12 protein-coding genes are annotated in these 16081 nt (G+C 44.5%); 11 read left to right on the forward strand and 1 reads right to left on the reverse strand.

Annotation, left to right across the window (positions count from 1 at the left end; genetic code table 11):
- Positions 1–2 precede the first annotated feature (2 nt).
- The 7 genes from dnaE (at position 3) to ACY3LV_RS10385 (ending at position 10306) form a co-directional block, all read left to right on the forward strand.
- Positions 3–3350, forward strand: coding sequence for a DNA polymerase III subunit alpha (gene dnaE, locus ACY3LV_RS10355; protein WP_333561481.1), 3348 nt, complete (start codon positions 3–5; stop codon positions 3348–3350).
- Between the two features lie 135 nt (positions 3351–3485).
- Positions 3486–4718 (forward strand): NADP-dependent malic enzyme, encoded by a 1233-nt coding sequence (gene ystJ, locus ACY3LV_RS10360; protein WP_333561480.1) that lies wholly within the window; start codon positions 3486–3488, stop codon positions 4716–4718.
- A gap of 332 nt (positions 4719–5050) precedes the next feature.
- Positions 5051–5917, forward strand: coding sequence for an acetyl-CoA carboxylase, carboxyltransferase subunit beta (accD, locus tag ACY3LV_RS10365; protein WP_333561479.1), 867 nt, complete (start codon positions 5051–5053; stop codon positions 5915–5917).
- Positions 5908–6885: an acetyl-CoA carboxylase carboxyl transferase subunit alpha gene (gene accA, locus ACY3LV_RS10370; protein WP_148962324.1), complete on the forward strand. Its 978-nt coding sequence runs from the start codon at positions 5908–5910 to the stop codon at positions 6883–6885. The genes accD and accA overlap by 10 nt, the downstream gene beginning before the upstream one ends.
- A 183-nt stretch (positions 6886–7068) precedes the next feature.
- The gene (gene pfkA / locus ACY3LV_RS10375; RefSeq protein WP_087992425.1) at positions 7069–8028 is read left to right on the forward strand and encodes a 6-phosphofructokinase; all 960 of its coding nucleotides are present in this window, start codon (positions 7069–7071) and stop codon (positions 8026–8028) included.
- 42 nt (positions 8029–8070) lie between these two features.
- On the forward strand, positions 8071–9828 hold the full coding sequence (gene pyk / locus ACY3LV_RS10380) for a pyruvate kinase (RefSeq protein ID WP_333561478.1): 1758 nt from the start codon (positions 8071–8073) through the stop codon (positions 9826–9828).
- Positions 9829–9922: 94 nt separating this feature from the next.
- On the forward strand, positions 9923–10306 hold the full coding sequence (locus ACY3LV_RS10385; RefSeq protein WP_333561477.1) for an FxsA family protein: 384 nt from the start codon (positions 9923–9925) through the stop codon (positions 10304–10306).
- A 31-nt stretch (positions 10307–10337) separates the two neighbouring features.
- Here ACY3LV_RS10385 and ytvI read toward each other — a convergent pair whose 3' ends face one another.
- On the reverse strand, positions 10338–11453 hold the full coding sequence (ytvI, locus tag ACY3LV_RS10390) for a sporulation integral membrane protein YtvI (RefSeq protein WP_333517304.1): 1116 nt from the start codon (positions 11451–11453) through the stop codon (positions 10338–10340).
- 95 nt (positions 11454–11548) lie between these two features.
- Between ytvI and ACY3LV_RS10395 the strand changes: the two genes are divergently transcribed.
- From ACY3LV_RS10395 to mdh, 4 genes are all read left to right on the forward strand, one after another.
- A complete protein-coding gene (locus ACY3LV_RS10395; protein WP_087992421.1) occupies positions 11549–12013 on the forward strand; it encodes a DUF441 domain-containing protein in 465 nt (154 codons plus the stop codon).
- Positions 12014–12347: 334 nt separating this feature from the next.
- On the forward strand, positions 12348–13466 hold the full coding sequence (gene citZ, locus ACY3LV_RS10400; RefSeq protein WP_333561476.1) for a citrate synthase: 1119 nt from the start codon (positions 12348–12350) through the stop codon (positions 13464–13466).
- A gap of 164 nt (positions 13467–13630) precedes the next feature.
- Positions 13631–14902 (forward strand): NADP-dependent isocitrate dehydrogenase, encoded by a 1272-nt coding sequence (gene icd, locus ACY3LV_RS10405; RefSeq protein ID WP_148962320.1) that lies wholly within the window; start codon positions 13631–13633, stop codon positions 14900–14902.
- 43 nt (positions 14903–14945) lie between these two features.
- Positions 14946–15884 carry a malate dehydrogenase gene (gene mdh / locus ACY3LV_RS10410; RefSeq protein WP_087992418.1) on the forward strand — a complete coding sequence of 313 codons (939 nt, stop codon included), beginning with the start codon at positions 14946–14948 and terminating at the stop codon, positions 15882–15884.
- The last annotated feature ends 197 nt before the right edge of the window (positions 15885–16081 follow it).

Genomic DNA, 16081 nt, shown 5'->3' on the forward strand with positions numbered 1-16081 from the left:
GCATGTCTTTTGTTCACCTGCAAGTGCATAGCGGGTACAGCCTGCTAAACAGCGCCGCGGCTGTGGAAGAGCTCGTCAAGGAAGCTGACAGGCTCGGATATGCGTCTTTGGCGCTGACAGATGATCATGTCATGTACGGAGCTATTCAATTTTATAAAGCATGCAAGGCGAAAGGGATCAACCCGATAATCGGTTTGACGGCTTCTGTTTTTACAGATGATAACGAGCTTGAAGCCTACCCGCTTGTCCTGCTGGCCAAATCAAATACAGGCTATCAAAACCTGCTGAAAATCAGCAGTGTCCTGCAATCGAAATCAAAAGGCGGGCTAAAGCCGAAATGGCTTCACAGTTATCGGGAAGGCATTATCGCGATAACGCCCGGCGACAAAGGATATATTGAAACGCTGCTTGAAGGAGGGCTGTTTGAACAGGCCGCTCAAGCAGCACTTGAATTTCAGTCTATATTCGGAGAGGAGGCCTTTTATTTTTCCTATCAGCCTTTTAAAGAGAATCAGGTCTTATCTGAGCAGATTCTGCTGCTGTCTGAAGAAACAGGTATCCCTGTTACGGCGACAGGTGATGTGCATTACATAAGGAAAGAAGATAAGGCTGCCTACCGTTGTCTGAAAGCGATTAAAGCAGGTGAAAAACTGACGGATGTCCCCGCCGAAAATCTGCCTGATCTCGATTTGAAACCCATCGAAGAAATGCAAAGCATTTATCAAGAGCATCCCGAAGCACTGCAAGCTTCTGTTGAGATCGCGGAACAATGCCGGGTTGACGTCAGCCTCGGACAGACCCGTCTCCCGTCCTTCCCAACTCCAGACGGAACGTCCGCTGACGATTATTTAACGGACATCTGTATGGCAGGTCTTCGCAGCCGCTTTGGCACGCCTGATGAACGATACCTCCGCCGTCTTCAATATGAGCTTGATGTCATCAAACGGATGAAGTTCAGCGATTACTTTCTGATCGTATGGGATTTTATGAAGCACGCCCATGAAAAAGGGATCGTTACAGGACCGGGAAGAGGTTCTGCGGCAGGATCTCTTGTGGCTTATGTCCTGTATATCACAGATGTTGACCCGATTAAACATCACCTGCTGTTTGAACGCTTTTTAAACCCAGAACGTATCAGTATGCCGGATATTGATATTGACTTTCCGGATACAAGAAGGGATGAAGTTATTCAATACGTTCAGCAGAAATACGGTGCGATGCACGTCGCGCAGATTATTACCTTTGGAACACTTGCGGCAAAAGCGGCGCTTCGGGATGTCGGCAGAGTATTCGGTGTCAGCCCGAAGGAAGCAGATCAGGTTGCAAAACTCATTCCTTCAAGGCCGGGCTTGACGCTGGATGAAGCGAGACAGCAATCGCCGGAGCTGAATAAGCGGCTTCGGGAGTCAAGTCTGCTTCAGCAAGTCTTTACAATTGCCCGAAAAATAGAAGGGCTGCCAAGGCATACCTCGACCCATGCAGCCGGCGTTGTCCTGAGTGAAGAATCGTTAACAGATATTGTTCCGCTTCAGGAAGGGCATGAAGGGATATATTTGACGCAATACGCGATGGATCATCTTGAAGACTTGGGTCTATTAAAAATGGATTTCTTAGGCTTACGCAACCTGACGCTCATTGAGTCCATCACTTCAATGATTGAAAAAGAAGAAAACATCAAAATAGATCTTTCGAATATTTCCTACAGGGATGACAAAACGTTCTCCTTGCTGTCGAAAGGGGATACGACAGGGATTTTTCAGCTTGAATCTACAGGGATGAGAAGCGTCCTGAAGCGGCTTAAGCCTTCAGGCCTGGAGGATATTGTGGCGGTCAATGCGCTGTACCGGCCTGGTCCAATGGAAAATATTCCGTTATTTATCGACCGTAAACACGGCCAGGCGCCTGTTCACTATCCCCATGAAGATTTAAGGAGCATCTTGGAAGATACATATGGCGTCATTGTGTATCAGGAACAAATTATGATGATAGCTTCCCGTATGGCAGGGTTTTCTTTAGGAGAAGCGGACCTGCTGAGACGGGCGGTCAGCAAAAAGAAAAAAGAAATCCTGGATAGAGAGCGAAGCCATTTTGTTGAAGGGTGCTTAAAAAAGGAGTATTCTGTAGACACTGCAACTGAAGTCTACGATTTAATCGTCAAATTCGCAAACTATGGCTTTAACCGAAGCCACGCGGTGGCATACAGCATGATCGGCTGCCAGCTTGCGTATTTGAAAGCTCATTATCCGTTATATTTTATGTGCGGATTGCTGACAAGCGTCATTGGCAATGAGGATAAAATAGCTCAATATCTTCACGAAGCAAAGGGGAGCGGGATTCGTATCCTTCCTCCGTCAGTGAACAAAAGCAGTTTTCCGTTTAGAGTTGAAGACGGATCTGTCAGATACAGCCTTCGCGCGATAAAAAGTGTAGGCGTCTCAGCAGTCAAAGATATATATAAAGCGAGAAAAGAGAAACCATTTGAAGATCTTTTCGATTTCTGCTTTCGCGTGCCGTCAAAAAACGTAAATCGCAAAATGCTTGAAGCACTTATTTTTTCTGGTGCGATGGACGAATTCGGCCAAAACCGGGCGACGCTGCTCGCATCCATTGACGTTGCTTTGGAACATGCAGAGCTATTCGCCGCGGACGATGACCAAATGGGATTGTTTTTAGATGAATCGTTTTCGATTAAGCCGAAGTATGTGGAGACAGAGGAGCTTCCGCTTGTGGATTTACTTGCGTTCGAAAAAGAAACGCTCGGCATTTATTTTTCAAATCATCCGCTCTCTGCCTTTCGAAAACAGCTGGCTGTACACGGAGCAGCGACCATTCTGCAGGCCCAGCAGACGGTCAAAAGGCCGCTTTCTCTCGGAGTCCTGCTGTCGAAGATCAAAACGATTCGGACGAAAACAGGTCAAAACATGGCGTTTTTAACGCTCAGTGATGAAACCGGTGAAATAGAAGCCGTTGTTTTCCCTGAACAATTCAGACAGCTTTCTCCCGTTTTAAGAGAAGGCGCTCTTTTATTCACAGCAGGCAAATGTGAAGTAAGGCAGGATAAGGTCCAGTTCATCATGTCCCGGGCAGAATTATTAGAAAATATGGATGCGGAAAATGCGCCATCGGTGTATATAAAAATAGAAAGCAGTCAGCACAGCCAGGAGATCCTGGCAAAAATTAAGCGCATTTTGCTGGAGCATAAAGGGGAAACAGGTGTTTATCTTTATTATGAAAAGCAAAAACAGACGATTAAGCTTCCTGAGTCGTTTCATATCAATGCGGATTACCAGGTGTTATATCGCTTAAAAGAGCTGTTGGGTCAAAAAAACGTCGTTTTAAAACAGTGGTAACGATGCATTTTTTGTTATACAATTGGAGCAATTATGTCATCTTGTTTAAATATTCAGATAGATTAACTCCGCAGAATGCAGCAATCAACGCACCAGTATACGAATCAAAAATATCCATAAGGAGTGTTTAGGAGAATGTCATTAAGAGAAGAAGCATTACACCTGCATAAAGTCAATCAGGGGAAACTGGAGTCTAAATCGAAAGTAGAAGTCAGAAACGCGAAAGATTTAAGCCTTGCGTATTCTCCAGGTGTTGCAGAACCGTGTAAGGATATTCATGAAGACATTAACAAAGTATATGATTATACAATGAAGGGGAACATGGTAGCAGTTGTGACTGACGGTACAGCTGTTCTTGGCCTTGGAAATATCGGCCCTGAAGCCGCGCTTCCTGTTATGGAAGGGAAAGCTGTTCTATTCAAAAGCTTTGCAGGCGTAGACGCGTTCCCGATTGCTTTAAACACAAACGATGTTGATAAGATCGTGGAAACTGTTAAATTGCTTGAACCGACATTTGGCGGTGTCAACCTTGAAGATATCGCAGCGCCAAACTGCTTTATCATTGAAGAGCGCCTTAAAAAGGAAACAAACATCCCGGTTTTCCATGATGATCAGCACGGTACTGCCATTGTAACGGTAGCAGGTCTTGTAAACGCGCTGAAACTGTCTGGAAAATCAATGTCATCCATTAAAGTTGTCGCAAATGGCGCCGGTGCGGCTGGTATTGCGATTATCAAGCTCCTTCACCATTACGGCGTACGTGACATCGTGATGTGCGATTCAAAAGGAGCGATTTATGAAGGGCGTCCGGAAGGCATGAACGATGTCAAAAACGAAGTGGCGCAATTCACAAACCAAGACCGCAAAGACGGTTCTCTAAAAGATGTCATCGCTGATGCTGACGTATTTATCGGCGTATCTGTAGCAGGAGCGTTAACAAAAGAAATGGTGCAAAGCATGGCAAAAGATCCGATTATCTTTGCGATGGCAAATCCCAATCCGGAAATTATGCCGGAAGATGCGCGTGAAGCTGGCGCAAGCGTTATTGGAACGGGCCGTTCTGACTTCCCGAACCAAGTAAACAATGTTCTTGCATTCCCTGGTATTTTCCGCGGAGCGCTTGACGTTCGCGCCACTCACATTAACGAACAAATGAAAATCGCAGCTGTTGAAGCTATTGCATCATTGGTTTCAGAAGATGAGCTTAGCGCAGACTACGTTATCCCTGCCCCGTTTGATAAACGTGTTGCACCTGCTGTTGCGAAGGCTGTCGCTAAAGCGGCGATGGAAACAGGTGTCGCAAGAATCACTGTTGACCCTGAGGAAGTTGCTGAAAAAACGAGAAAACTTACGATTATTGGTGAATAATTTTAATTCATTCAAAAATGGCAGCGCGTTGGACGATACCGGCGCGCTGTTCTCAAGTTAAACTGGCGGCTGAAATTTTTTTAGGGGCTGGACTTAAAAAAATTTCATCCGGGTTTAACATTATTTTTGAATGCGTTACCAACCTTGTCAGTTCAACGTCTTATCTGATCTCATACGAGTCGTCCCGACTGCGTCATTGAATAAAAAGTTGTCGAATTGAGGATGACAGCGTTTGACAAAAAAAGTACAATAGTTTCGGTAAAGTTATTAGCAAGTCTATCTGTTTGATGACATGCGGTGAAGAGAACCCTTCACAAAAGGGAGGTAATCATGTGTTAAAGGATATATTCACGAAAAAGAAAAAGTATGCTTCTGTACCGTCTGAGCAAGCGAAGCACGACGTTCCGGAAGGCATTATGACAAAATGTCCTAAGTGTAAAAAAATCATGCTCACTAAAGAGTTGGATAAAAATAAGCGGGTATGCATGAACTGCGATTATCATTTCCCGATGAACGCAAAACAGCGTGTCGAAAGCTTGATGGATGAACAATCCTTTGAGGAATTTAACCAGGGAATGTTATCAGAAAACCCGCTAGGTTTCCCGGGATATCTGGAAAAGCTTGAAAAAGACCGCGAGAAAACATCCTTAAACGAGGCTGTTGTGACGGGCAAGGGCGCCATTGGCGGATACCCGGCTGTTGTCGCCGTCATGGATTCTTCATTCAGAATGGGCAGCATGGGTTCAGTCGTCGGTGAAAAAATCACGCTTGCGATTGAAAAAGCAAAAGCTGATAAAGTTCCGTTTATTATTTTTACGGCTTCAGGCGGTGCGAGAATGCAGGAAGGCGTATTAAGTTTGATGCAAATGGCTAAGACAAGCTCTGCCTTAAAACTGTTCAGTGAAGAACAGGGCCTCATTATTTCAATTATGACCCATCCGACTACCGGAGGCGTATCGGCTAGCTTTGCTTCACTCGGCGATTATAATTTCGCTGAGCCTGGCGCGCTGATCGGTTTTGCAGGAAGACGGATTATTGAACAGACAATAGGTGAAAAATTGCCTGAGGACTTCCAAACGGCAGAGTTTTTATTAAAACATGGACAGCTTGATGCGGTTATTCACCGCCAAGACATGAAACAAACGTTAGAAAATCTGCTGGATATGCATCAAGCGGGAGGTGACTTTGAGTGGCTGTAAGATTAGAATTTGAAAAACCGGTGATTGAACTGCAAACGAAAATCGCTGAATTGAAAAAATTCACCCAGGATTCAGATATGGATCTGAGTGCGGAAATTGAACGGCTCGAAGACCGTCTCGCTAAGCTTCAGGATGAAATCTACAAAAATCTGAAGCCTTGGGACCGTGTTCAAATCGCGCGTCTGCCGGACCGTCCGACAACGCTTGATTATATTGAACACCTGTTTACCGACTTTTTTGAATGTCACGGAGACAGAGCTTACGGAGACGATGAAGCCATTGTCGGCGGCATTGCGAAGTTCCATGGCCTTCCTGTAACGGTAATCGGGCATCAGCGCGGTAAAGACACGAAGGAAAACCTTGTCCGCAATTTTGGGATGCCGCATCCTGAAGGCTACCGAAAAGCGCTTCGTCTCATGAAGCAGGCTGACAAATTCAACAGACCGATTATTTGTTTTATTGATACGAAGGGAGCATACCCTGGACGAGCAGCTGAAGAAAGAGGACAAAGCGAAGCCATTGCCAAAAATCTCTTTGAGATGGCCGGCCTTCGAGTGCCTGTTATCTGCATCGTCATCGGTGAAGGCGGAAGCGGCGGAGCCCTTGGTCTCGGTGTTGGCAACCACTTGCATATGCTGGAAAACTCTACTTATTCTGTTATTTCTCCGGAAGGTGCCGCGGCACTTTTATGGAAGGACTCCAGTCTTGCTAAAAAAGCAGCAGAAACAATGAAAATCACTGCGCCGGATTTAAAAGAATTAGGTATTATAGATCATATGATAAAAGAAGTAAAAGGCGGAGCGCACCACGATGTTAAGCTGCAGGCAAGCTATATGGACGAAACCCTTAAGCAATCGCTAAAAACGTTGCTGAAGCTGGATGAAGAAGAATTAGTTCAGCAACGCTATGAAAAATATAAAGCAATTGGCAAAGTCTCGAATGAAGACCAATATATCGGGGTAAACTAAATAAACGTGAAGCCTTTGGCTCACGTTTATTTTTTGTGACATTCTTTAAATTTTATTTAAAAACAATTTATTTAATTGTATAATAGGTAAGGTTTCATAGGGAGGATGGAGATCCCTTTTCATTGTTTTTAGGGCAATGATCATGTTATGTTTAATCATATATGTTGCTGAGGTGAATGGAGAATGAAACGTATAGGGGTATTAACGAGCGGCGGGGATTCCCCGGGAATGAACGCAGCAGTTCGCGCAGTAGTCAGAAAAGCGATTTATCATGACGTTGAAGTTTACGGCATTTACAACGGATACTCAGGATTGATCGGCGGAAAGATTGAAAAGCTTGAACTCGGATCTGTAGGCGATATTATACATCGCGGAGGAACAAAGCTTTATACGGCAAGATGTCCTGAATTCAAAACGGTTGAAGGCCGTGAAAAAGGGATAGAGAACTTGAAGAAGCTTGGTATTGAAGGTCTTGTTGTCATCGGCGGAGACGGTTCCTATATGGGTGCGAAAAAATTAACGGAACATGGGTTTCCATGTGTAGGTGTACCGGGTACAATTGATAATGACATTCCGGGTACTGATTTTACAATCGGTTTCGATACAGCTTTAAATACAGTAATTGACGCAATTGATAAGATTCGCGATACAGCGACTTCTCATGAACGTACATATGTGATTGAAGTAATGGGCCGCCATGCCGGTGATATCGCATTGTGGGCCGGCCTTGCAGGGGGCGCGGAATCAATCCTAATCCCTGAGGCAGACTACGACATGCACGAAATCATTGGCCGCTTAAAACGCGGCCACGAACGCGGCAAGAAGCACAGTATTATTATTGTTGCCGAAGGTGTAGGCAGCGGTGTTGAATTCGGAAAACGCATTGAAGAAGAAACAAATCTTGAAACTAGGGTATCTGTATTGGGCCATATTCAGCGCGGAGGTTCTCCGAGCGCTGCTGACCGCGTGCTGGCAAGCCGTCTTGGCGCATATGCAGTTGAACTGCTGCTTGAAGGAAAAGGCGGACGCTGTGTGGGTATACAAAACAATAAGCTTGTAGACCATGATATTATAGAAATACTGAATACAAAACACACAGTAGAGCAAAACATGTATCAGCTTTCAAAAGAACTGTCTATTTAATGTGCAGCTGAAGGCTGAAGATTTCAGAAGGAAGTGAACCAAATGAGAAAAACTAAAATTGTTTGTACCATCGGTCCGGCAAGTGAAAGTATTGAAATGCTTACGAAATTAATGGAGTCAGGAATGAACGTGGCTCGTTTGAACTTTTCTCACGGAGATTTTGAGGAGCACGGCGCAAGAATTAAAAATATCCGTGAAGCAAGCAAAAAACTTGGTAAAAACGTTGGTATCCTGCTTGATACAAAAGGTCCGGAAATCCGCACACATACGATGGAAAACGGCGGCATTGAGCTTGAAACAGGCAAAGAGCTTATCGTTTCAATGGACGAGGTTGTAGGGACAACAGACAAAATTTCAGTGTCATATGAAGGTTTAGTCGATGACGTTGGACAAGGTTCAACGATTCTGTTAGATGACGGACTTATCGGCCTTGAAGTACTTGATGTTGATGCCGCTAAACGCGAAATCAAAACAAAAGTATTAAACAATGGAACACTCAAAAATAAAAAAGGTGTTAACGTACCGGGCGTAAGTGTCAACCTTCCTGGTATCACTGAAAAAGATGCGCGAGACATCGTTTTCGGTATTGAGCAAGGAGTAGACTTTATCGCAGCGTCTTTCGTACGCCGTTCTACGGACGTGCTTGAAATCCGTGAGCTTCTAGAAGAGCACAATGCTCAGGATATTCAAATCATCCCTAAAATCGAAAACCAAGAGGGCGTTGATAACATTGATTCTATTCTTGAAGTGTCTGACGGCTTAATGGTTGCACGCGGAGACTTAGGTGTGGAAATCCCAGCTGAAGAAGTGCCGCTTGTGCAAAAAGACCTGATTAAAAAGTGCAATGCGCTTGGCAAGCCTGTTATTACAGCGACACAAATGCTTGACAGCATGCAGCGCAACCCGCGTCCGACCCGTGCGGAAGCAAGTGACGTTGCAAACGCGATCTTCGACGGCTCAGATGCGATCATGCTTTCTGGTGAAACAGCTGCAGGAAGCTATCCGGTTGAGGCGGTTCAAACCATGCACAACATCGCGTCCCGTTCTGAAGAAGCTTTAAATTATAAAGAAATTCTTTCAAAACGCAGAGATCAAGTAGGCATGACGATAACAGACGCAATTGGACAATCTGTCGCGCACACAGCGATCAATCTGGAGGCAGCTGCGATTGTCACGCCGACTGAAAGCGGCCATACTGCGCGCATGATCGCGAAATACCGTCCGCAGGCGCCGGTTATTGCGGTTACTGTAAATGATTCTGTTTCCAGAAAACTTGCGCTCGTATCTGGCGTATTTGCGGAAAGCGGCCAAAATGCGAACACAACAGATGAGATGCTTGAGGATGCTGTCCAAAAATCATTGAACAGCGGACTTGTAAAAAATGGCGATCTGATCGTCATTACAGCAGGCACTGTCGGTGAGTCTGGCACGACGAACTTAATGAAAGTTTACACTGTCGGCGATATCATCGCTAAAGGCCAAGGCATCGGACGCAAATCAGCTTTCGGTCCGGTTGTCATTGCACAAAATGCAAAAGAAGCTGAGCAAAAAATGACTGACGGTGCGGTACTTGTTACAAAAAGCACTGACCGTGATATGATTGCATCTCTTGAAAAAGCGTCTGCTCTTATTACAGAAGAAGGCGGCTTGACAAGCCATGCTGCGGTAGTCGGATTAAGCCTCGGCATTCCGGTTATCGTTGGGCTGGAAAATGCGACATCTACTTTAGCAGACGGCCAGGATATTACAGTTGACGCATCCAGAGGCGCAGTCTACCAAGGCCGTGCGAGCGTTCTTTAGTCACAGGTGAAAACGGAAGGGGAATCCCTTCCTTTTCTCTTTATCTTGCCTTATGTTGAACAGAGGTGTGTTACACGTGTGGGGGGGCCCGGATATGAGATTTTTATTTTTGCTTTTTATTGTGTTTCCGGCATTAGAAATCGGGATATTCCTATTTTCAGGCAAGCTGATCGGCATTTTGCCGACGGTCTTTTTAATGATTCTGACGGGCATTATCGGCGCAGCAGCTGCAAAAAAACAAGGAACCGAAGTGTATTACAAGGTTCAGCGTGATCTTCAATATGGCCAGATGCCGGGGGAAGCGATTGCTGACGGCCTGTGCATTTTCATTGGCGGTCTTTTGCTGATGCTTCCGGGCTTTTTATCAGATTTGGCCGGCGCCTGTTTGCTTATCCCGTTTACCCGCAGCTGGTGTAAGCCGATTCTGTTCAAATGGCTGAGAGGAATGTCGAAGAACAAACGGATCATCATCAAATAAAAAACGGCAGCCATAAAAATGGGCTGCTGTTTTATTTTTGCTGAACGGTGATATAGGACCATATTTCCTTTAATGTGCCTGTTGTGATGAAAGCCTGGATCATGACGAGAAGAGCTGGCCCGGCAATGAGTCCTAAAAACCCGAATAATTTAAAACCGGCAAACAGGGCGATGAGCGTTGCCAGCGGATCGATCCCGATTGATTTACTAAGTATTTTAGGTTCTGTCAGCTGCCGCTGAATAAGAACAACAAGGTACAGTATGCCGATTCCGATTGCCTGAGGCAGCTGGCCTGTAATCGATAAATACAAAATCCACGGCACAAATACGGAGCCCGCCCCCAAATAAGGGAGAAGATCAACAAGCCCTATTAAAAAAGCAATTGTTGCGGCATGTTCAACTTTTAAGAGAGAAAGGCCGATAAATACAATGATCATCGTAATGAAAACGAGAACGGCCTGCGCTTTGATAAAACCGGTCATTGCTTTTTTTAATTCATTGCTGATCGCTCTGCTGTTGGCTGTAACCCGATCCGGCAGAATCGAAACGAACATGGCTTTCAGCTTGTGCCAATCCTTGGTCATAAAAAAAGTTGCCAAAAGAGAAAAAACGAGAACAGCCGCTGTATTTGGAAGAAGCGCGAAAAATCTCGGGATCATTTCTAATATGTGGGACAGCAGCAGTCCGGCATTTTTAGCCGCGGAATCACCGAGTGTCTGAATATGAGTGACGATGGAAGCCTGCTGATTGGTCTCCAATTCTTGAAACAAAAGGGTCAGTTCGTTATAGAGCGGCTGGATATGAGTCGTAAACAATTTTTCGCAATATGAGATAAACGTGCTGATATGCGGAGGCAGCGTTTTTGCAAGATAGGCTGTTCCCGTGACGATTTCGGCTACTAGAATGGTGAGTACACCAAAGGCTGCGAGCAGAAAAAAAGCAAGCACGCCCAGAACATTTATCGTTCGGGGGAATCCTGTCACTTTGTCCAAATAGTCGACAACAGGATGAATCGCTGATGAAAGAATAAGGGCGATCAGGAACGGATAAGTTAACGGAAACGAATAATAGGCCGCAGCTATCGATCCTGCGGTAATTGATATGACAAAGAGGGTTCTGAAGAAAATAGTGATATAAGATTGGTTCACGAAAACGGTCCTCCTCCCGTCAGCATGTCCTATTTATATATATATTCACGCTCTGGCTGAATATGAATACATACATCTTAAAGGAGGGATGGCATGTGTTTACACAAGCGAATTTATTTTTAATTTTACTCTTGGCTATCGCACTTATCGCAAAAAATCAATCATTGCTTTTTGCTGTATCCGTCCTTTTGATCATCAAAATCGTTGGACTTGATCAGAAATTATTACCAACCATCCAGTCAAAAGGCATTAACTGGGGTGTGACCGTTATTACCATCGCCGTTCTTGTTCCGATTGCAACGGGAGAAATCGGGTTCAAGCAGCTTGGAGAAGCAATGCGGTCTTCCTATGCATGGATCGCCTTGGGAGCGGGAATCGCAGTGGCGCTGATTGCCAAAAACGGCCTGACTCTGCTGGAAAATGACCCGCATATTACAACTGCTCTCGTGATCGGGACCATTCTCGCAGTCGCGCTTTTTGGCGGTGTGGCGGTGGGACCGCTGATCGGAGCGGGGATTGCTTATATTGCCATGCAGATTGTAAAACTGTTCTCTTCATGAAAAAAGCGGCCCGAAAGCCGCTTTTTTTTATATGCAAAAACCCGCAAATAAAGGCGTTTTTTCGGGGAAATCACAGAATGAAAAAAAAAAATTATAGGTAAACATTTAACAAATGTCTGATTATTGTTTATAATGAGAATAGGCATAAACTTAAATAAGCTTATAAGAATTTGTTATGGTCTTTCATAAGCAAGCGGTTTCAGTACCAGCAGGCATTAAAATGTAAGCATTTTCTTTTTTGGGGGGAGAAATACTTGCATCATGCTTTTTAAGTTAGCCTCATGTTTTTACAACACTCTTAAAGGGGAAATTTATTGAAAAGGGGATGTTATATATGACAGCGACACGCGGTCTTGAAGGGGTTGTAGCAACAACATCATCTGTGAGTTCTATTATTGATGATACCCTTACATATGTGGGGTATGATATCGATGATTTGACAGAGAATGCAAGCTTTGAAGAAATCATTTACTTACTTTGGCACTTAAGGCTGCCAAACAAAAAAGAGCTTGGTGAGTTAAAACAGCAGTTAGCAAAAGAAGCTGCCGTTCCGCAAGAAATTATTGAGCACTTCAAATCTTATTCCCTCGAAAATGTTCATCCCATGGCTGCTCTTCGGACAGCGATTTCTTTACTAGGCCTGTTTGACAGCGAGGCTGATACCATGAACCCGGAAGCCAACTACAGAAAGGCGATCCGCCTTCAGGCAAAGGTGCCTGGTTTGGTTGCAGCGTTTTCCAGAATCCGCAAGGGTCTTGAACCCGTTGAGCCAAGAGAAGATTACGGCATTGCCGAGAATTTTCTCTACACATTAAATGGAGAAGAGCCTTCGCCGATTGAGGTCGAAGCCTTCAACAAAGCACTGATTTTACATGCCGATCACGAGCTGAACGCGTCAACGTTTACAGCGAGGGTCTGCGTTGCAACACTTTCGGATATCTATTCAGGAATTACTGCAGCGATCGGCGCACTTAAGGGGCCGCTTCATGGCGGTGCAAACGAAGCTGTCATGAAAATGCTGACAGAGATCGGCGAAGTGGAGAATGCAGAACCTTACGTTCGCACCAAGATGGAAAAGAAAGAAAAAATAATGGGGTTCGGCCATCGCGTTTATAAGCATGGCGATCCGCGCGCCAAACATTTAAAAGAAATGAGCAAGCGACTGACCAACCTGACAGGCGAAAGCAAATGGTATGAGATGTCGATTCGTATAGAAGAGATCGTCACATCAGAGAAAAAGCTGCCGCCTAACGTTGATTTCTATTCGGCTTCTGTTTACCACAGCCTCGGCATTGACCATGATTTGTTTACACCCATTTTTGCTGTGAGCAGAATGTCCGGCTGGATCGCTCATATTCTTGAGCAGTATGACAACAACCGTCTAATCCGCCCGCGCGCAGATTACACAGGCCCTGACAAACAAACTTTCGTTCCGATTGACGAAAGAGCCTAAAGAACCATTGGAGGCTGGCTTGCGTTAATGAAGTTAGCCTCTTGTTCAGAACAGCAAAAGTGGTTTACAATTTAAATTGAATATTGGGAAAAATCATTTTGTTTTTTATAGAAGAAAAATAAAATGTTTTCTAAATATGAATTACATACTGGGAGGTTTTTATTGTGGCACAAGGTGAAAAAATTACAGTCTCTAACGGAGTATTAAACGTACCAAACAATCCGATTATCCCGTTTATCGAAGGAGACGGAATCGGTCCTGATATTTGGAACGCTGCTTCAAAGGTTTTGGAAGCAGCAGTTGAAAAAGCATACAAAGGCGAAAAGAAAATCACGTGGAAAGAAGTTTATGCCGGAGAAAAGGCTTATAATAAAACAGGTGAGTGGCTGCCAGCTGAAACATTAGATGTTATCCGTGAATATTTCATCGCGATTAAAGGGCCGTTAACGACACCTGTCGGCGGAGGTATCCGCTCTTTGAACGTAGCGCTCAGACAAGAGCTTGACCTATTCGTCTGCTTAAGACCTGTAAGATACTTTAACGGGGTGCCGTCACCGGTAAAACGCCCTGAAGATACTGATATGGTCATCTTCCGTGAAAATACAGAAGATATTTACGCAGGCATCGAGTACGCAAAAGGTTCTGAAGAAGTGCAAAAGCTCATCAGCTTCTTGCAAAATGAGTTAAACGTCAACAAAATCCGTTTCCCTGAGACATCAGGTATCGGCATTAAGCCTGTTTCTGAAGAAGGAACAAGCCGGTTAGTCAGAGCAGCAATTGATTATGCGATCGAGCGCGGCCGCAAGTCTGTAACGCTTGTTCACAAAGGAAACATCATGAAGTTCACAGAAGGCGCCTTCAAAAACTGGGGCTATGAACTTGCAGAGAGAGAGTATGGCGAAAAAGTCTTCACGTGGGCTGAATATGACCGCATTGCTGAAAAAGACGGAAAAGATGCCGCTAATAAAGCGCAAAGCGAAGCAGAAGCAGCAGGCAAAATCATTATCAAAGACAGCATCGCTGATATTTTCCTTCAGCAGATTCTAACACGTCCAAGCGAATTTGATGTTGTTGCGACAATGAACCTTAACGGAGACTATATTTCTGACGCTCTTGCTGCACAAGTCGGCGGAATCGGTATTGCACCTGGAGCGAACATTAACTATGAAACAGGACATGCGATTTTTGAGGCGACGCACGGAACGGCTCCTAAATATGCGGGCCTTGATAAAGTAAACCCATCTTCAGTTATTCTTTCAGGCGTTCTGCTTCTTGAGCATTTAGGATGGAATGAAGCGGCTGATTTGGTTATCAAATCTATGGAAAACACAATCGCTTCTAAAGTCGTAACTTACGATTTTGCCAGATTAATGGACGGCGCGACTGAAGTGAAATGTTCAGAGTTTGGTGAAGAACTGATTAAAAACATGGACTAAGCAAGGAAACAGCCTAAAATTAGCCATAAAGGAGAAGAGAGACATGGGAAATACTCGTAAAAAAGTTTCTGTTATCGGAGCAGGTTTTACCGGAGCGACAACCGCATTTTTAATCGCTCAAAAAGAATTGGCAGACGTTGTGCTTGTTGATATTCCGCAACTGGAGAACCCGACAAAGGGAAAAGCGCTTGATATGCTTGAAGCAAGCCCGGTTCAAGGCTTTGACGCGAAAGTTACTGGAACATCCAATTATGAGGATACAGCGGGTTCTGACATTGTTGTCATTACAGCCGGTATCGCAAGAAAACCTGGTATGAGCAGAGATGATCTAGTCTCTACAAACGAAAAAATTATGAGAAGCGTTACACGAGAAATCGTGAAATATTCTCCTGAATCTATCATTGTGGTGCTGACAAATCCTGTTGATGCAATGACATACGCGGTGTACAAAGAATCAGGTTTCCCTAAAGAGCGCGTCATCGGCCAGTCCGGTGTGCTTGATACGGCAAGATTCAGAACATTTGTGGCAGAAGAATTAAACCTATCAGTCAAAGACGTGACAGGTTTCGTTCTTGGCGGACACGGTGACGATATGGTGCCGCTTGTGCGTTATTCTTATGCCGGCGGTATCCCGCTTGAAACTCTTATCCCGAAAGAACGGATTGACGCCATTGTGGAGCGCACAAGAAAAGGCGGAGGCGAAATCGTGAATCTTCTTGGAAACGGAAGCGCGTACTATGCGCCTGCGGCTTCTCTGGCAGAAATGGTCGAAGCGATCTTGAAAGATCAGCGCCGCGTCCTTCCTACAATTGCTTATCTTGAAGGAGAATACGGCTATGAAGGCATCTACCTTGGCGTTCCTACAATTGTAGGCGGCAACGGTCTTGAGCAAATCATTGAACTTGAACTGACAGACTATGAAAGAGCACAGCTGAATCAATCAGTTGAATCTGTCAAAAATGTCATGAAAGTATTATCTTAGTAAAAAGAGAGAAAGGCTTGCTTGATAGAGCCTTTCTCTTTTTGTTATAAATGTAAGCGTTATCAAATGATTCTTTATTTCGTTTAAAAATGATATAAAAGGCGAATTGCCGGAATATCCTGCTTTCGCTAAAATAAAATCATGAAACATGTTAAGATGACATAAAATAGAGAAATAGGATGTCGGGGAATTTAATA

The sequence above is a fragment of the Bacillus sp. 11C genome, assembly GCF_055486375.1.